This window comes from Pseudoalteromonas sp. (assembly GCF_018402495.1).
Taxonomy (GTDB): Bacteria; Pseudomonadota; Gammaproteobacteria; order Enterobacterales; family Alteromonadaceae; genus Pseudoalteromonas.
In genome coordinates, this window is the sequence record NZ_JAGYIU010000002.1 from 455,017 (window position 1) to 472,711 (window position 17,695).

At 41.1% G+C, this 17,695-nt stretch carries 14 protein-coding genes; 3 read left to right on the forward strand and 11 right to left on the reverse strand.

Annotation, left to right across the window (positions count from 1 at the left end; translation table 11 throughout):
- Window positions 1-67: 67 nt before the first annotated feature.
- Together KG708_RS07615 and KG708_RS07620 are read right to left on the reverse strand one after the other, a co-directional pair.
- The gene (locus KG708_RS07615; protein ID WP_213608815.1) at window positions 68-1,492 is read right to left on the reverse strand and encodes a sigma-54 dependent transcriptional regulator; all 1,425 of its coding nucleotides are present in this window, start codon (window positions 1,490-1,492) and stop codon (window positions 68-70) included.
- Window positions 1,489-2,601, reverse strand: a complete 1,113-nt coding sequence (locus tag KG708_RS07620) for an ATP-binding protein (RefSeq protein ID WP_213608816.1) — start codon at window positions 2,599-2,601, stop codon at window positions 1,489-1,491. Before KG708_RS07620 ends, KG708_RS07615 begins: the two co-directional genes overlap by 4 nt.
- Before the next feature lie 129 nt (window positions 2,602-2,730).
- Here KG708_RS07620 and KG708_RS07625 point away from each other — a divergent pair, with 129 nt between their 5' ends.
- Complete coding sequence (locus tag KG708_RS07625) at window positions 2,731-3,327, forward strand: DNA-3-methyladenine glycosylase I (protein ID WP_213608817.1); 597 nt, start codon at window positions 2,731-2,733, stop codon at window positions 3,325-3,327.
- Window positions 3,328-3,626: 299 nt separating this feature from the next.
- On the opposite strand, the gene KG708_RS07630 is transcribed toward KG708_RS07625, so the two are convergent.
- Entirely contained in the window at window positions 3,627-5,063 is a 1,437-nt protein-coding gene (locus KG708_RS07630) for a sigma-54-dependent Fis family transcriptional regulator (protein WP_213608818.1), read from the reverse strand.
- 348 nt (window positions 5,064-5,411) lie between these two features.
- Here KG708_RS07630 and fliS point away from each other — a divergent pair, with 348 nt between their 5' ends.
- Both fliS and KG708_RS07640 read left to right on the forward strand, forming a co-directional pair.
- Window positions 5,412-5,813, forward strand: coding sequence for a flagellar export chaperone FliS (gene fliS / locus KG708_RS07635; protein WP_213608819.1), 402 nt, complete (start codon window positions 5,412-5,414; stop codon window positions 5,811-5,813).
- A gap of 5 nt (window positions 5,814-5,818) precedes the next feature.
- Window positions 5,819-6,115 carry a hypothetical protein gene (locus tag KG708_RS07640; RefSeq protein WP_213608820.1) on the forward strand — a complete coding sequence of 99 codons (297 nt, stop codon included), beginning with the start codon at window positions 5,819-5,821 and terminating at the stop codon, window positions 6,113-6,115.
- A 252-nt stretch (window positions 6,116-6,367) separates the two neighbouring features.
- On the opposite strand, the gene fliD is transcribed toward KG708_RS07640, so the two are convergent.
- The 8 genes from fliD to KG708_RS07680 all read right to left on the reverse strand — a co-directional run bounded on the left by fliD (window position 6,368) and on the right by KG708_RS07680 (window position 17,691).
- Window positions 6,368-7,804 (reverse strand): flagellar filament capping protein FliD, encoded by a 1,437-nt coding sequence (gene fliD, locus KG708_RS07645; protein ID WP_213608821.1) that lies wholly within the window; start codon window positions 7,802-7,804, stop codon window positions 6,368-6,370.
- 75 nt (window positions 7,805-7,879) lie between these two features.
- Window positions 7,880-8,320 carry a flagellar protein FlaG gene (locus KG708_RS07650; RefSeq protein WP_213608822.1) on the reverse strand — a complete coding sequence of 147 codons (441 nt, stop codon included), beginning with the start codon at window positions 8,318-8,320 and terminating at the stop codon, window positions 7,880-7,882.
- Window positions 8,321-8,471: 151 nt separating this feature from the next.
- Complete coding sequence (locus KG708_RS07655; protein WP_213608823.1) at window positions 8,472-10,019, reverse strand: flagellin; 1,548 nt, start codon at window positions 10,017-10,019, stop codon at window positions 8,472-8,474.
- 267 nt (window positions 10,020-10,286) lie between these two features.
- The gene (locus KG708_RS07660; protein WP_213608824.1) at window positions 10,287-11,837 is read right to left on the reverse strand and encodes a flagellin; all 1,551 of its coding nucleotides are present in this window, start codon (window positions 11,835-11,837) and stop codon (window positions 10,287-10,289) included.
- 264 nt (window positions 11,838-12,101) lie between these two features.
- The gene (flgL, locus tag KG708_RS07665; RefSeq protein ID WP_213608825.1) at window positions 12,102-13,349 is read right to left on the reverse strand and encodes a flagellar hook-associated protein FlgL; all 1,248 of its coding nucleotides are present in this window, start codon (window positions 13,347-13,349) and stop codon (window positions 12,102-12,104) included.
- 2 nt (window positions 13,350-13,351) lie between these two features.
- Window positions 13,352-15,364 (reverse strand): flagellar hook-associated protein FlgK, encoded by a 2,013-nt coding sequence (gene flgK, locus KG708_RS07670; RefSeq protein WP_213608826.1) that lies wholly within the window; start codon window positions 15,362-15,364, stop codon window positions 13,352-13,354.
- Window position 15,365: 1 nt separating this feature from the next.
- A complete protein-coding gene (flgJ, locus tag KG708_RS07675; protein WP_213608827.1) occupies window positions 15,366-16,361 on the reverse strand; it encodes a flagellar assembly peptidoglycan hydrolase FlgJ in 996 nt (331 codons plus the stop codon).
- 235 nt (window positions 16,362-16,596) lie between these two features.
- Complete coding sequence (locus KG708_RS07680; RefSeq protein WP_213608828.1) at window positions 16,597-17,691, reverse strand: flagellar basal body P-ring protein FlgI; 1,095 nt, start codon at window positions 17,689-17,691, stop codon at window positions 16,597-16,599.
- Window positions 17,692-17,695 lie beyond the last annotated feature (4 nt).

A 17,695-nucleotide genomic window follows, 5' to 3' on the forward strand; every position in this document is an offset into this window, starting at 1 on the left:
TTAACTTTAAAAGTCAGAGTTTTGACAGCCCTAAATTTAATCACATAAATTTAGGGCTTATGAGGAGTTATGCAGGGAGGGAAATACCTAAATCTCGCATTTGTGCTAATTTGTAGCGTAAAGTACGCGGACTAATGCCTAAGGTTTCAGCGACTTCTTTACGCTTTCCTTGACAGCGCGCCAACGTTTCTAAAATAATACGGTGCTCTTTATCTTTAAGCTCGTCTTTGTAGCTACCGGTATCAACGGCTAACAAATCATTTTTTTGCTCATCCTCAGGCGTAGCTTTTCCATCATAATACGCGTGACTCACATTGCTTTTTACAGGCTCAGCGGTCGCTTTAGGTTCAGCCACAAAGTGCGTTGGCACTAAATTTTCGATAAAAATCGCATGCTCGTCAATATTATTACCTGTGCGTAAAATTAGCGCACGTTGAATAACGTTATCTAATTCACGTACATTACCAGGCCAGCTATGGCTAAGTAATTTTTGCTCGGCGCTGTTGTCTAAATACGCCATTGGCTCTTTGCTTTTACTTAAGTGGCGTTCAATTAAGTGTTTGGCCAGTACAATAATATCTCCCGGACGCTCACATAGCGGTCGCCATAGCAGTGGAAAAACATTGAGTCGATAATATAAATCTTCGCGGAACTGGTTATCAGCCACCGCTTCTTTTAACTCTCGGTTACTTGTGGCAAGTACACGTACATCAAGGGCTATTGTTTTACGACCACCTAAACGCTCAACTTCTCGCTCCTGTAATACACGTAGTAATTTAGCTTGCAGACCTAAATCCATTTCGGTGATTTCATCAAGTAAAATAGTACCGCCCTGTGCTTGTTCAAACTTACCAGGGCAAGCTTGAATAGCACCGGTAAATGCGCCTTTCTCATAACCAAATAAAGTGGCTTCGAGCATATTTTCAGGAATAGCAGCGCAATTAATCGCTACAAACGGTTCGTTACAGCGTTTTGACTTGTCATGAATATAACGCGCCAGTACTTCTTTACCAGAACCACTGGGCCCAAGCACCATCACACTGGCATCTGAGCGAGCAACTTTGCTGGCAAGCTCGAGTAATTGAATACTGCTGGGATCGGCAACAATAGGTCCGTCTGTTTCTTTTTCCTTTTCAGGTAAGTAACGACTCACCATATTCAATAGCACTTCTGGTGCAAATGGCTTTGCCATATAGTCAATCGCGCCAAGGCGCATTGCTTCTACAGCATCATCAATAGTGGCATAAGCCGTCATCATTAACACGGGTAAATCAGGGTGATTTAATTTAATACTGCGTAATAAATCTAAGCCGCTCATTGCGCCCATTTGCACGTCGCTGACCACCAGCGAAAATGCCTCTTTTTTTAGTAGCACCATGGCTTGCTCAGCACTATTGGCCGCTACGCAGGCTATTCCAGACATTTCAAGTGTATCAATTAATGCTTCACGAAGTCCGGCGTCATCTTCTACAACTAAAATAGTATTACTCATTGTGACTCCCCTAATTTAGATGTGACACTAATAGGTAGCAACATGCTAAAAATTGCGCCCCCATGTGAGTTGTTGTTTGCTTCAACACGTCCTTGATGTGCACTGGCCACTGAACTTACAACGGCAAGTCCTAAACCAGTACCTTGGCTTTTAGTGGTATAAAAGGGTTCGAATATTTTTTCGCTTTGTGCTAAATCAAGCCCTGGGCCATTGTCACTTACACTAATGCGAACAAAGTCAGCGTTTTGTGTATCACGCAAAGCACTAAGGTGCACCTTAGCGCCACTGCCAATCACTTGAATACTGTTATGAATGAGATTTTGAACAGCGCTGGCCAATGCGGTTTTATTACCCATAATTTCAATATCAGGCTCAGGTAAGCTCACATTTAACTCACTTTGATTGAGCGCAACCATGGCATCGGCACCGGTTTTAACTTCACTGAGTAACTGTTGCATCGACACGTGTTCAACAACTTGTTGATCACCACTTTTAGCAAATAGCAGCATGTCGTTTACTTGGGTTTCTAAATCCTTTAAGCGAGACATTAATTTAGTGTGAAAACTCCCACGCGAGGCCTCAGGCAGTCGTTTAGAGCCTAAATTTGCAGCATATAACATGGCTGCTGATAACGGCGTGCGTACTTGATGGGCTAGAGATGCCACCATTTTACCTAATGCACTTAAACGCTGCATATGTGCAACTCGCTTTTGTAAGCGCCTGGTTTCGGTTAAGTCGGTCATTAATATAAGTTGCCCAGGCTCAGGCGCAAGTGCAGTAATATCGAGCTTTATTAACCGCCCATCTTTTAACGACACTTCATGACCATCATCTTGATGGGGGCGAAAAGAACGCTGAATAACACTAAACCACTTTTCACCTTCTAATGGCTCACCGAGCATATCTATGGCAATTTGGTTAGCTTTGGCAATCATCCCCTTACCGTCGAGTACAATTACGCCAGCAGGCATAGTATCAACTAAATGAGAGAGCCAACTTGCTTGTTGACGCAAATCGCTCAACTCACCAACATACTCCTCTTGCAGTAAACATGGGTTATACTGATTAGCAGAAATAAACTGGGGTTTTAGCACACTTGCAAGGGTCATAATCAACTCTCTAAAATAATGTAGATGTAGTGGCTAATGCACAATATGTACCAAAATTATTTACTATTAATATCAACAATTTAAACAGTTAAAACACGTGCCGTAAAAATGACGCGCTAAGGAATAAGCATGAAAGAAGAAGCTCAGTGTCGCTGTCCATGGTTAGATACCTCAAAGCCAGACTATGTTGATTACCATGACCATGAATGGGGCGTACCTGTGTATGACGATCAACTACTTTTTGAGTTTTTAACGCTAGAATCGGCACAAGCAGGGTTAAGTTGGTACACCATATTAAAAAAGCGCGCTAATTATAAATACGCCTTTGCAAACTTTGACGTAAATAAAGTAGCGGCCTTTACTGAGCAGGACCTAGAAAAATTAATGCAAAATGAGGGAATTGTTCGCAATCGCTTAAAAATAGCCGCAACAATTAACAATGCAAAGTGCTTTATTGCTATTCAAAAAGAGTTTGGTAGTTTTAGTGATTACCAGTGGCGGTTTGTAGGTAATAAACCTCAGGTAAACGATTTAGAGACGCTTGCCGACTACCCTGCAGTCACTGAAGTATCGACGTTATTTGCAAAAGATTTAAAAAAGCGCGGTTTTAAGTTTTTAGGCCCAACCACAGTGTATGCCTACATGCAGGCGTGCGGTATGGTTAACGATCATAGTAATAATTGTTTTAGGAAGGAAGAAGTTAAAAATTTAGGGGTTAAGGGTTAAGGGTTAAGGGTTAAGGGTTAAGGGTTAAGGGTTAAGGGTTAAGGGTTAAGGGTTAAGGGTTAAGGGTTAAGAAAATAGCATAAATTAAGGATTTTCAGTTGTAACCCTTTAATTATTATATTTACCAAAAAAAACAATAAGTTGGCACCAACACCGACGCGGGGTAAACCCGACAACAAGTATAGCGCCGAGTTTGCATTAAACGCGGTGTTTAGTTTTTCTAACCTAACACCTAACACCTAACACCTAACACCTAACACCTAACACCTAACACCAAAATGTAACACCTGCTCTTAACCTTAATCACGGGATAAGTTATATTTTTTCATTTTTTCGACCAGTGTGGTGCGCCTTACACCTAATATTTCAGCGGCGTGAGCTACAACGTAATCAAAGCGCTCCAGAGCTTGCGTAATTAAGTTAATTTCAAGCTCAGCTAAGTACTCTTTAAGCTTAACACCTTCATCAGGCAATAAACCCGGTGCAGCTTGAGAAAAATCATCCTCTAACTCAATTTCATCTTCGCTAAATCCGCCACTAAAAATATCATTAAAGGCATCACGCTCCATCAGTTCTTCTGGGTACTGAGGCTCATAAGCTTCAACTTCAATATAGCGGTATTTATTAGGTAAATCAGGAACATCCACCACTTTATCGGGAAACATAATAACCATGCGTTCAACAAGGTTCGCCAGCTCACGAATATTACCCGGCCAAGCATGCTCTTTTAAACTATCAATCGCACGCTCTGTAAATTTAGCGGTGGTACCGCTTTGTTCATTTACACGGCGCATAAGCTCTTTAAGTAGTAATGGTATGTCTTCTGCGCGCTGAGCAAGTGAGGGGCTCTCAATAGGAAAAACATTTAAACGATAGTATAGATCTTCTCGAAACGAACCTTTTTCTATCATGTTTTCAAGGTCACGGTGGGTTGCGGCAATCACACGCACATCGGCTTGAATCGCTTTGGTACCACCAACACGTTCATAGCTGCGCTCTTGAAGCACCCGCAATAGCTTAACCTGCATTTGCAGCGGCATATCCCCTATTTCATCTAAAAATAGCGTACCACCTTGCGCCAATTCAAACCGGCCTTTCCGTGCTGAAATGGCCCCTGTAAATGCGCCTTTTTCATGGCCAAATAGTTCGCTTTCTAATAATTCCGCCGGAATAGCCCCACAGTTCACCGGTACAAATGGGCCTTTATTACGTTTAGAAAGCAAGTGCACATTGCGTGCGACTACTTCTTTACCTGTGCCCGATTCCCCTAAAATAAGTACATTGGCATCGGTTTTCGCAACTTGGGTAATTAAAAAGCGTAAATCTTTTACCGCTTTGGTTTCACCGACAAGACCATCAAAGGTGCTTTTCTCTTTGTTATTTTTATGTTCATGAGGCAACATGCGCTGATACTGCTGACAATCATGTAGTAACTGAGTAGTAACCTCATGAGTAAATGGCTCACATATCAGCCCAACAACATTAGCCAAGCTCAGTAAAGGTTTAAGCGTTTCGCCAATCAGTAAAAAAGGAAATGTAGGATAGCGTTTAATTAAGCTTTCATGATCTAAAGACTGCAGCGCCCCTAACACCACAATGCACTCTTTATTTTGATAATGGCTACATGCCTGCTCAAAGTCTGCTTCTGTTTGTAACTGAACCGCTTCGCCAATAAAAGTAAGTGATGCATGTAAACCTACTGCGCGGTTATTATTATTATCTAAAATTAAGATCATTGTTAGCGAGCCATTTATTTCACTAATTTGTTTATTGATCAAATTGTAAGCCAGTTGGATTTGGATGCAAGCACAAAGCGGCGATTTTTTGACATTCACGCCAAAAAATAGACACACCACTTAAACCCAATACTTAGGGATTAGATATTAAGTATTACAAAAGCTAGACTGTCCTTATTATCGCGCGCAATCATAAGCACATCAACTGACTATAAAAATTTAAGTAACATTAAATTTTTGCTTAAGTTGTTAGTATAAATGCCGATAACAAGTCATACATAAAATGCTTGGCATTATAATTGCTAACATTTAGTAACTTTTATATTTAACTAAATTTAGGATTAACCCATGGCTCATGCTTCGTTAAAAAAATACTCTCAAGTTCGTACCAGCAGCATTGCCGAAATGGCACCGTACGAGCAAATAAACCTTATTTTTAGTAATATTATCGGCCGCTTAGCAGCGACTAAAGGGTTTATTGAACGTAATGATATTGCAAAAAAAGGTGAAAATATTTCCGCCTGTATTTTGCTACTTGGTGCCTTACAAGACTCTTTAAACTTAGAGGTAGAGCAAGACCCAAGCATTTCTAACAACTTATTGGCATTATATGACTACTGCCAACGCCGCTTAGTACAAGCAAATATCAACAATGATGTTGAAGCACTTACAGAGGTTTCGGGTATTGTTAAGGAAATTAAAGAGGGTTGGGAGGGTATTCCTGCCGACCAACGTATGCCGGCTATTTAATAACTATGCCAATAAAGTCAACACAAGCCGCAGAGCAAATTAAACAATTACTCTGCGAGCTTCAAGCTCAAGTTAATAGCAACAGGGCCGATGGTGCTGCTAATTCGCTTGAGTTATTAAATAAACACTTAGTAAATTGGTGCGAAAGTACCTCACCGCCAAGTGTTGATGAGTTAAGTGTACTGCAAACGCAAATTAATATGATTTTAGCAACCGCAGAAAACCAAAAAGTAGAGTCGTTTAATGCGATACTCAAACATAAAAAGTCTGATAAAGCCATAAACGCTTATAAGTCGACTTAACAGATCCCAATCATTTTGAGGTCACAAATAAGACCCTAGCTGTGTAAAAAATTTCTCACTTAGGGCAACTCAATAACAAAACTTTTACCTTGCTATCGACACTATTTTCCTTCCTCAAACAGCTCACTTAATTAAACGAATTGGTATTAAAAACCACCCTTAGCTATGCCACCATTAAACACACCCAACGCCACATAATAAAAAGGCCACTAAGTTAAAAGCTTAGCGGCCTTTTTAAATTATTATTGTATGTTATTTAGATTGCCTTACCACACCTGGCATATTGTCTAACTGCGCTTGAATATAGCTACTGGTAGAGTTTAAATTAGCCACTAACAAATCCATACTATTGTACTGCGCATACAAGCGCGACTCTAACGATTCCATTTTACGGGCAAACGACACTCGTTCATCATCAATACTGCGTAACTGCCCTTCTTTGCTGTCTATGCGATTTTGGATTAAGCCATCAGATTTAGTATAAAACCCCATTAACTCATCAAACGACTGGGCAAAACCATCATCGTCATTTTCACCTAAAAAGAATTTTTGCACTAAATCAACATCGTTTTCAACTTGTTCATTTAAGCGCGCTGAGTCTAGGCTTAGTTTTCCATAACGATCAACCTCTACACCCAACTGCGACAGCGATAAAGAGTTACCATCACCTAAATCAACACTATTGGTAATTTCTTGCCTTAATTTTGACATAACTCCGCGTAATAAAGAGTCACCGGCCATTACACCTGCGCCATCTTCACTTGATTTACCTAATTTTTTACTTAGCTCTAATAGCTCATTATAACTTTTAACAAACCCATCAAGTCCAGCTTTAATATTATTATTGTTTTCTTTTACTGTTAATGTGCTTACGTCATCATCAATACCTTGAGTTTTTTTAGCCGTAATATCTACGCCATCAATAACACTTTTAAATTCGTTCGTACTACTTGAAGCAATTAAAGTACCATCAATGGTTATTTGAGCATTTTGCGCCGCATTTACCTCAGTTAAATTAGTCGTATGGTTTGCAGGGTCCGCATCAGACACGTCATAGGCTAAGCGAGAGAGCCCGCCTACATCGGTATTGTTACCATCGCTATCTTGTACGGTAATGGTAATGGCGTTTTCTTCACCGGTTTGTTTACTGGTTAAAACCAAATGTTGACCTGCCTCACTGGTTACTATCGTTGCTACCACAGCGTCATTAGAGTCAGAGCCAGTGTATGGGCCGTTATTTATTTGGTCTCTTAAATCTTCCAGTGTATTGGTAGGCGACAGCACAGTCGAAAAACTGTTATCTCCAGAGCCAATAGTAATCACACCACCACCAATCGCCTCATCGGCAGCAAACGCAGGAGACGATAACTTATGGGCTTGTGCCAGTGCATCAACTTTTACATTATAACTGCCTGGCTCGGCGTCTTTGTTTGAGCTAAGAGATATAAAATCATCATTACCCGATGCTGTGCGCTTTTGATAGTTATCAACCTCGCCAAGTGCGCTCATCGACTCTTGAACTTTTACAAGTGCGGCTTTAAGTGCCCCAGCTGCCGAAATATCAGTGGTTAAGTTACCCTCTTTTCTATTTAAACGTGACTCAAAAGGAGCTTTTTCGGCATTTACCAATGCCCCCACAATTTCTGATACTTGTAAGCCTGAGCCTAACCCTGTAAATGAAATAGCCATATTACCCTCTTTAATACGTTTAAATAAAAACAACTACAACTACAATTATAAGTAAAAGTAGCACAAACACTGTCACTAAACGGTTTGATCTATTAATAAACCGGCGGTTTCAGAAAGTTTTGACACCATATTTAACACCTCTTCCGAAGGATATTGTTTAATAATATCGCCGGTGTTTTTATCGAGCACTTTTATTACATCACGCCCTGAATCTTCGTCTACCTGAAACTGTAAGCTGCGGTTCATTTCACCCATAAATTCCTGCAATTGTTGCGCCACTTTTTCAAGCTGTTCTCGCTCTAACGGCTGTGGTTCTGTGTTTGCAGTTGAGTTATTTTGATACAGCTTACTTTGCTTAGTGTTGTTAAACTCATTACTACTTTGCTGAGTGTCAGCGGCATTCGCTTGTGTATCATTTGCAGTTTTAGGGTTTAACTCCTTGTCGGCTTGGCTATTAGCCCGCTCTGAACTTACGGGCAACGCTAACCTTTCCGCGCCTGAAGCAATTGTATTCATAACGCCTCCTAAATAGTTTTAATTATATATACTATTTGTAAATTAGCTTAATTTAACACTTTAAATAGCAAAAGGAGATGAACAAAGCCATCTCCTTTTTTTATTACTAATACTGACTTTGTGTATTAGTTTGCCATCAAGCTAAAAGCTATTAACCTAATAAGCTAAGCGCGGCTTGTGGTAACTGATTCGCTTGCGACAAGATAGAGGTACCCGCTTGTTGCAAGATTTGGTTCTTGGTCATTTGCGCTGTTTCTGTAGCGTAATCAGTATCTTGAATACGGCTACGTGATGCCGATGCATTTTCTTGAATATTCGCCAAATTACTAATTGTTTGACTAAAACGATTTTGCACCGCACCGAGCTCAGCACGCTCGTCACCAATTTGCTGTAGTGCGGCGTCAATTACATCGATTGCCGATTGTGAGCCACCTGCTGATGAAATATCTAAATTAGCAATTGACGTAAGGCTCGTCGTCGTATCAAGCGTAGCGTTGGTTGTTCCTGGACCATTTAAAGTGCCTTCACCAGTAACACTTAATGTAGAAAAATTAGAATCCAATACTGCATCAGTAAAATCTAAACGCCCTGTTACAATAGTTGTTTTACTTGCTGTGGCACCTGTTGAAGCTGATGTTGTTACTGCACCGAGTGGTAGTGCATCTGCTCCATCATATGCAGAAACTGTGCCTGAAGCACTACCATCAGTCCCGCCTTCAGTTATTTCCATTGTTACATCTATATTTTCACCATTAGTGTTGGTAAATACCAATAAGTCACTATCAGGGTCAATACTTGCTGTTATGCCTTTCGCTGCTAATGCTTCAGATGTTGCTGTATTAATTGCAGCATTTAAATTAGCTACCTGAGCATCATTATCATCACCTGCACCCATTGTTGCTGTAATTTCAACACCTGAAACATTTAAAGTAACAACATCGCCGCCAGTAGTATCAGTTGCGAAGTTACCCACCGCAACTTGTGTGGTTGCACCTACGCCAAACACCCCTTCGGTGCTGTTGAATTGCCCAGCTAAATCTGCCGCGCTCATACCTGTGGTTAAATCTATGTTATTAGTTTTGCCACCTGCTGTGACACTTAGTGAATCTGTATCTGCAAATGTTTTAGCTGTCTCACTTGCACCTGAAAATCCTGCAATTGCAGCTAAGTCAAACCCTTTACCCCTTAAACCTATATCCTCCGCTGCTGCAGAGTTTAAGGTTACACCAATGGTTTGGTTGCTGTCTGAACCTACTTGAAACTGCTGTGTACCGTAATCACCATTTAATAATTTTTGCCCACCAAAAGTGGTCGTATCGGCTATGCGCGTTAATTCAGTTTGCAAGGCGGTTACTTCTTTTTGTAGCGCTTCGCGGTCAGAGGTTGAATTAGAGCCATTCGCTGACTGCAGGGCAAGCTCTCGCATACGTTGTAGAATATCGGTAGATGACTGCAATGCGCCTTCAGCGGTTTGCGCCATTGAAATACCATCATTGGCGTTGCGCTGCGCAACACCTAGCCCACTGATTTGCGAGGTTAAACGCGTGCTAATTTGCATGCCTGCCGCGTCATCTTTGGCGCTATTGATACGCATGCCTGACGCTAAGCGCTCCATAGAGGTGGCCAAGCCTTCACCCGATTTTGCTAAGTTACGTTGGGCGTTGAGTGAAGATACATTGGTATTTACTGAAATAGCCATAATAAAACTCCTAATTACTTTCGTAATATTATTGTTTAATTTAACCAAGCGCTTTCACAATTATCTGCTCAAGCCCTGTACTAATTAATTTAACGGCAGAGATTCATTTAACTTTAGTTTTTTTTTAAAATAATTTAATAATTTCACAATCCTTTATTTTATAATAACTTACAACTCCTAACTTGTCGCCTCTGACTTCCAAAAAACAAAAACGCACTCTAAACTAAAGTGCGTTTATATAAACCAATATTAGCGAAGCAAAAAAAACTAACCACCTAGCAAGCTAATTGCGGCTTGTGGTATTTGGTTCGCCTGCGACAAGATAGAGGTACCCGCTTGTTGCAAGATTTGGTTCTTGGTCATTTGCGCTGTTTCTGTGGCGTAATCGGTATCCATAATACGACTACGTGATGCCGATGCATTTTCTTGAACGTTAGCTAGATTACTAATCGTTTGACTAAAACGGTTTTGGGTAGCACCTAGCTCAGCACGCTCATTACCAATTTGCTTAAGTGCGGCGTCAATTACGTCAATTGCCGACTGTGAGCCACCCGCAGTTGAAATATCAAGGGTTGCTACTGAGCTAAGGGTAGTCGTCGTATCAAGCGTAGCGTTGGTTGTTCCTGGACCATTTAAAGTGCCTTCACCAGTAACACTTAATGTAGAAAAATTAGAATCCAATACTGCATCAGTAAAATCTAAACGCCCTGTTACAATAGTTGTTTTACTTGCTGTGGCACCTGTTGAAGCTGATGTTGTTACTGCACCGAGTGGTAGTGCATCTGCTCCATCATATGCAGAAACTGTGCCTGAAGCACTACCATCAGTCCCGCCTTCAGTTATTTCCATTGTTACATCTATATTTTCACCATTAGTGTTGGTAAATACCAATAAGTCACTATCAGGGTCAATACTTGCTGTTATGCCTTTCGCTGCTAATGCTTCAGATGTTGCTGTATTAATTGCAGCATTTAAATTAGCTACCTGAGCATCATTATCATCACCTGCACCCATTGTTGCTGTAATTTCAACACCTGAAACATTTAAAGTAACAACATCGCCGCCAGTAGTATCAGTTGCGAAGTTACCCACCGCAACTTGTGTGGTTGCACCTACGCCAAACACCCCTTCGGTGCTGTTGAATTGCCCAGCTAAATCTGCCGCGCTCATACCTGTGGTTAAATCTATGTTATTAGTTTTGCCACCTGCTGTGACACTTAGTGAATCTGTATCTGCAAATGTTTTAGCTGTCTCACTTGCACCTGAAAATCCTGCAATTGCAGCTAAGTCAAACCCTTTACCCCTTAAACCTATATCCTCCGCTGCTGCAGAGTTTAAGGTTACACCAATGGTTTGGTTGCTGTCTGAACCTACTTGAAACTGCTGTGTACCGTAATCACCATTTAATAATTTTTGCCCACCAAAAGTGGTCGTATCGGCTATGCGCGTTAATTCAGTTTGCAAGGCGGTTACTTCTTTTTGTAGCGCTTCGCGGTCTTCTTTCGAATTAGAGCCATTCGCTGACTGTAGCGATAGCTCGCGCATACGCTGAAGAATATCGGTAGATGACTGCAATGCGCCTTCAGCAGTTTGCGCCATAGAAATACCATCATTGGCGTTACGTTGTGCTACCGCTAAACCACTAATTTGCGAGGTTAAACGCGTGCTAATTTGCATACCTGCTGCGTCATCTTTGGCGCTATTAATACGCATACCTGACGCTAAGCGCTCCATTGATGTGGCTAAGCCTTCGCCTGATTTTGCTAAGTTACGTTGTGCGTTTAATGACGACACATTAGTATTTACTGTTAATGCCATTTTACCATCTCCTAGGTTTAAACAGAGTGTGGTTCAACACGATTTAACAGGAACCACTGCTTTAAAATTCTTACAAACAACAAAAGCATTTACTGTGCCAACTTTAAAAACACGGTTAACACTCTGTTTTAAATGATTTATTTATTTAACTTTAAGTAATGAATAACAAATTGAAATTTTTTAGAGGAAATGACAAATTTTTGCCGCAACACAAGCGCAAGTATTTGCCGCTTTAAAAGGATTAAAGCGGCACTATGTTTTTACTTAAAGATAATCAAACAGTGAAAGGTTAGTTAGGCGGCCAAACGTGGCTTGTGATGCTTGTAGCGCGGTTTCTTGTTTAGTGAGGTCGCTAATGGCTTTTGCCATGTCTACTTCAATTAAACTCGAGCGATTAGCTTTATTTTGTATATCTTGCGCTGTATTTGAGTCGGTTATGCTGCTAAGCACATTCATACGCCCCCCCAAGTTTGCTTGAGTAAACACCACCTGCTCGCTGGCATTTTGCAATTGCACCACGCCGTCGTTTAACACTTGCTGAAAGTCATTACTGTTTAGCGTACCGTCATTTAAACCATTAATTAGGCCTTGCAAGGTATTAAGTACGTTTTCTTTTTGTGGCTTTTGTAGGCTAAAGTCAAACTGGCCAGGTGTGGTACCAGCAAGCTGAATTTTCATGCCTGCAAACGCAATAGGCTCTTCGGTAACTTCACCGGTCACTGCTGGAGATAATGAGGCACCATCGCGTAATATTTCATATTCGTTAGGATCGCCTGGATTAGCGCCAGCTGTAACAACAACATTAAATGTATTAGCTGTTACAGATGCTGCCGGATCTGCGTTATAGCTAGTTTTATGAAATTGATCAAATACACCTTGCTTATCAACATACGCTGTACCTGCAAGCGTACTGGTTGCATCGCCGCTATTTGATGCAATATCGAGGCGTGCATCGACTTTTTCAAAGGTATCAAAGCCATTGTCACTGGATTTAATCGATACCCCTTGAGCAATGGTTATTTTATGCTGACCTTGGTCGCCTTGGTAAGTGTATTTTCCGCTAGCGTCTTGCTGATAAGGTTGAATGCTGTCTTGGTAACCGGCAAATATGTATTTACCATCTTCTGAGCGGGTGTTCATTAGGTTGGCTAAGCTTTTTTGTATTTCACTGAGCTCTGATGCCAACGACTTTAAATCGTCTTGACTGTATGCGCCATTACCTGCTTTTAAGGCAATATCTTTTGCAGCTTGTATATTATTATTTGCACTTTGCAATACGGCTTCTTGTGTTTCTAGCCGCCCGCTTAGTTGGTTAATATTTTTTGTAAACTGTTCATTAGCTTGTATTTTATTTGAATACAGCATAGCTTGTGAGGTATCTGCTGGCGCTTCTGATGCGGTTAAGTATTTTTTTCCTGTTGTAACGCGCTCTTGAGCACTGGCCACACCTTGTTGGTTTTCGAGCATTTTATTGATGTTATTTTGATATATTAAATTATTAGATAAACGCATAACTACCTCGCAGCATTAAGTAAGGTGTCAAAAATAGAACGCGCTGCAGAGAGGACTTGTGCCGACGCAGCATAAGATTGCTGAAAACGCAGCAAGTTTGCTGCTTCTTCATCTAGGTTTACGCCCGATAATGATTCGTACCAAGCTTCTGACTGTTGAGCGAGTGCTTCAAATGCTTCACCATTGGTTTTTGCTTGGCTAGTTACAACCCCTATTTCGCTAACTAAACCAGCATAGGCTTGGTTAAACGTTTTATGGTTATTAGCATTTGCGCCTGTTACCACGTTTTGGCGCACTAAGTCACTATTTTGTAGTTCGGCTAATTTTTGGCCATTGCGGTTATCATCAAAGCCGCCTGTATTAAATTCTAAGGTAAAGGTGTCACCTGTTGCAGGGCTGCCTTCAATATCAAAATCAAAGCCATATAATTCAAAGCCATTACCCGCTTGTTGCAACATATTTTTTGCCGGGGGTGTTACCGTAAATGTACTGCTATTTACGCCATCGGTTATAGTATATTCATTTACATTCGCGGTTTTAACAATGCTAATATCTCCATTGGTGAGTTCAGGGGGGGTGCCTGTTGTAAAACTCCCGGCTGTAACACTGTTAACACTGCCAGCTGAAATAGCGCCGGTTCCGGTATTGTTTATGTCGTCAGTTGTACGTATTGGCGATGCCAGCGCTAGATCCTCCCCACGCCCTGTAGCAAGTGATAGCGTTGATGCGGCTTCTGAGTTGAGTTTTACCTGAAATTGGTCATCGGGGTTACCTGTTCCAGTTACATTTATTTGTAAACCAAACGATTCGCCACTGGTTATAGCCGCCGAATCTATAACACCGCTTGGAGGGATAGTTGCTAACGATGCGCTGCCTAAAGGCTCACCTTTGTTATCTATTGGCTGAATGCTTACTTCGTTAGGGTTAGCGGTATAAGTAACAATAAAGTCGCTCGCAGGTAGTTCGCTGCCTTTACCAGCCTCAACAGTTGCCGTCATGCCGGCAGTGCCGGTGTTACTTTGGTAAGCGTAAGCACCAATGCTGGGAATAGTAAAAATATCTCCACCGAGTTCGCCGTTACCATCCATACCTAAACGATTTTGTTGATTAAACGAATCAGCTATTGCTAAGCCCATTTGGCCAATTTGATTTTGTGCAGGCACAAGTATGTCGTCTCTAAAGGCGAGCAAGCCTCCTATTTTACCTTTTAGCTTACTCGTATCTACTTCAAGAGGCACGGCTTTGCCGCCGTTTACATCAAGCTTGAGCTTTTTAAAGTTAGGATCTGGATCGCCGGTTGTTGAAAATAAATTAAACGAACCATTTTGCATTACCACCGCTTCGCCTGTCCCCATGAATACGAGTTTTTCGCCGTTGGGGCCATCAAGTGTTTCTATGTCTATTAGCTTTGATAAGTCGCGAATCGCTTTATCACGCTCGTTAAATGTTGAACTGGCGTCGGCGGCATTATTGGTGCCATTTACAGCAGCTATGTCTTGATTTAGTGTGCCAATTTTTTGAATCAATCCATTTGCTTCATCTGTAAAAATATCGAGCTGTTGATTAACCACATTTTTTTGATCCAATACAATCCCTGACAATCTATCCATTTGGTTTATTAAGTTTTCAGCGTCGGTCATAACTAAAGAGCGTGCAACTGTTGATGAGGGCTGATTAAGGGACTCTTGTACATTATTAAACAATGAGTTAATACTGGTTGATAAGCTATTAGACTCCTCAGAAAATAAGGTGTCAACACGGTTTGACTCAACCACAAATTGATCAAAAAATGTTTTGTTTGATGTATCTCGGTTTAGTTGTTTTTGAGCAAATTCATTCAGTAGTCGATATGTATTTCCCCGCCCTACCTGATTGTCGATCATGGTAGAATGCTCTGTGCGTTCACGCACATAACCATCTGTATTCACGTTGGCAATATTTTTACTTGTCGTTTGCAGCAATTCAGAGTTAGCTCTAACGCCTGAACTGGCAATATTTAATAAATTAAACGACATGTTATTCTACTCCTTGGCGGATCACGCTTGTGGCGATGTTCCTTATTTCGTTACTGTTAAGTACTCTTTTTATTTTGTCTGCATAATTAGGATCGGTTGCATAACCTGCTTGCTGTAGAGAGTCTAAAAATTTATGCGGCTTTGCTGTATTGTTTAATGCATCTTGATAGCGAGGGTTTTGTGTTAAAAAGTCCACAAAGTCATTTACGCTCTCTTTAATTGAGTCATACGCTCTAAAATTTGCCTGCTTTTTAACGGCTGTGCCATGTTCAAATTCAAGTGTTAGTTTACTGGCCTTTTCACCATTCCAACGATTATCAGCTTTAATATTAAATAAGTTATTGGAGCTATTGCCATCGCCCTTATTAATAATATGCTTACCCCAGCCGGTTTCTAGTGCTGCTTGGGCAACCATAACCGCAGGATTTAAGCCAATTTTTTTAGCCGCCGTTGTTGCGTGCTCCCACACTGAACTAACAAATTGTTCAGCATTTTCAAATGTGGCAGGCGCTGTGTTATGTTGTGTTTTTTCGCTCGAATCGACTAAAGAGACTTTTTCGGTAATTTTTTGCTTTTCTTGATGGGGTAAGGGGCTACCCGCACGTTGATCACTAAGAAAATCAGAGGTGGTGCGCAGTACTGATCCTGGCATAAAGTTTTTTCCATCTGGCGATAGTTGCTGCACAATTAAATCTGCTAGTCCTAAAGAGCCATTTGATGAAAGCTCAGTTGCTAGCTGTTGGTCGTGCATGTCTTCAAAAAACTTAACGCCGCTTGAGTTAAACGGGCTTTCTTTATCTTCAAACGCTTCGTTAGCTTTACGCATACTTTTAAGTAGCATTTGAGTGAAAATAGCTTCAAATTGTGCCGCTGCTTTTTTTAGCGCTGCTTTAGACGCATCAGTTGATGCATCACCGCTGTTTAAAGCATCTCGACGCAGTGAGTCTAAGTTGCCTAAATCAAAAAAGTTTTGTTTATCTAGATGATTTGTTTCCATCAGCTTTTTGACACAATAATTAATAATACCTAATGCATTGCAAAAATTGAGCCAAGCGAAGTGAAAAATTCTAGGTTCTAGGCAGAGATTAAACTAAGTGAGAAACGCGAGGTAAACTCGCTGCTACTTATTGTGTAGGGTTAAATTCAATGTTTATTGCTGTGGTAGCAGCGGCTTTATGCCGCGTCTTTTTTAGGTTAACTGTTAAAGACCCTAGGGCCAGGGTCTTATAAAACTAAATGACAACAAGCTGGCCGTTAATTGCGCCGGCTTCTTTTAATGCTTCTAAAATGGCCATTAAATCACCAGGCGCAGCCCCAACTTCATTAATAGCACGTACTAAATCGTCAAGAGTAACGCCTGGATTAAATACAAACGCTTTTGAATTTTCTCTATCTACATCTATGATGCTTTGGTTAGTGACGACGGTTTCTCCCTCTGCCAGTGCATTTGGCTGATTTACATCTTGTTGCTCTGCAATACTCACGGTTAAACTTCCGTGAGTAATTGCCGCAGGCTGCAATTTTACATTTTTACCAATAACTATAGTACCGGTACGCGAGTTAACTATAATCTTTGCTGAGGTATCTGCAGGGGTAAATTCTAAATTTTCAAGGGTTGATAAATAAGACACCCGCTGCGAGGCATCACGCGGCGCTATCACCCTCACTGATGCAGCATCGAGTGCCTGTGCGCTGTTAGGACCAATTAAATCGTTAATTGTTTTTTCTAGGCGTTTTGCAGTCGTAAAATCCGGACGATTTAAGTTAAAAGTAATATAGTCGTTTTGCATAAATGGGCTTTTAACTGCACGTTCAACCGTGGCGCCATTTGGCACGCGGCCTACGGTTGGCGTATTAATAACCACTCGGCTACCATCTAGGCCTTCAGCGCCTAAACCGCCAACAATTAAGCTTCCTTGTGCAATAGCATATACATTGCCATCAACCCCTTTTAAAAATGTTTGTAATAACGTGCCGCCGCGCAGGCTACCCGCACTACCAATTGATGAAACAGTAATATCGATGGTTTGGCCTGGTTTTCTAAATGGCGGCAACTCGGCGTGAACGGCTACCGCAGCAACATTTTTAATTTTTGGCTTTAAATTAGCAGGAAGCGTAATACCAAAACTATTAAGCATGCCTTTAAAGCTTTGCTCAGTAAAACGGCTTTGCTCACCGGTACCAGGCAAACCAACCACTAATCCATAACCGACTAGCTGGTTTGAGCGCACTCCTTCAACCATAGATACATCTTTAATTCGCTCAGCACTGGCAGTAAACTGCCACCCTAATAGCAGGATAAAACAAAAAACTTTAAAACCATTCATCTTG

Coding starts and splice junctions, on each gene's coding strand:
- KG708_RS07620 (WP_213608816.1), bottom strand. CDS start 2,601: ATGACCCTTGCAAGTGTGCTAAAACCCCAGTTTATTTCTGCTAATCAG.
- KG708_RS07655 (WP_213608823.1), bottom strand. CDS start 10,019: ATGGCTATTTCAGTAAATACCAATGTATCTTCACTCAACGCCCAACGT.
- fliD (WP_213608821.1), bottom strand. CDS start 7,804: ATGGCTATTTCATTTACAGGGTTAGGCTCAGGCTTACAAGTATCAGAA.
- KG708_RS07640 (WP_213608820.1), top strand. CDS start 5,819: ATGCCAATAAAGTCAACACAAGCCGCAGAGCAAATTAAACAATTACTC.
- KG708_RS07630 (WP_213608818.1), bottom strand. CDS start 5,063: ATGATCTTAATTTTAGATAATAATAATAACCGCGCAGTAGGTTTACAT.
- KG708_RS07650 (WP_213608822.1), bottom strand. CDS start 8,320: ATGAATACAATTGCTTCAGGCGCGGAAAGGTTAGCGTTGCCCGTAAGT.
- KG708_RS07680 (WP_213608828.1), bottom strand. CDS start 17,691: ATGAATGGTTTTAAAGTTTTTTGTTTTATCCTGCTATTAGGGTGGCAG.
- flgJ (WP_213608827.1), bottom strand. CDS start 16,361: ATGGAAACAAATCATCTAGATAAACAAAACTTTTTTGATTTAGGCAAC.
- fliS (WP_213608819.1), top strand. CDS start 5,412: ATGGCTCATGCTTCGTTAAAAAAATACTCTCAAGTTCGTACCAGCAGC.
- KG708_RS07615 (WP_213608815.1), bottom strand. CDS start 1,492: ATGAGTAATACTATTTTAGTTGTAGAAGATGACGCCGGACTTCGTGAA.
- KG708_RS07625 (WP_213608817.1), top strand. CDS start 2,731: ATGAAAGAAGAAGCTCAGTGTCGCTGTCCATGGTTAGATACCTCAAAG.
- KG708_RS07660 (WP_213608824.1), bottom strand. CDS start 11,837: ATGGCATTAACAGTAAATACTAATGTGTCGTCATTAAACGCACAACGT.
- flgK (WP_213608826.1), bottom strand. CDS start 15,364: ATGTCGTTTAATTTATTAAATATTGCCAGTTCAGGCGTTAGAGCTAAC.
- flgL (WP_213608825.1), bottom strand. CDS start 13,349: ATGCGTTTATCTAATAATTTAATATATCAAAATAACATCAATAAAATG.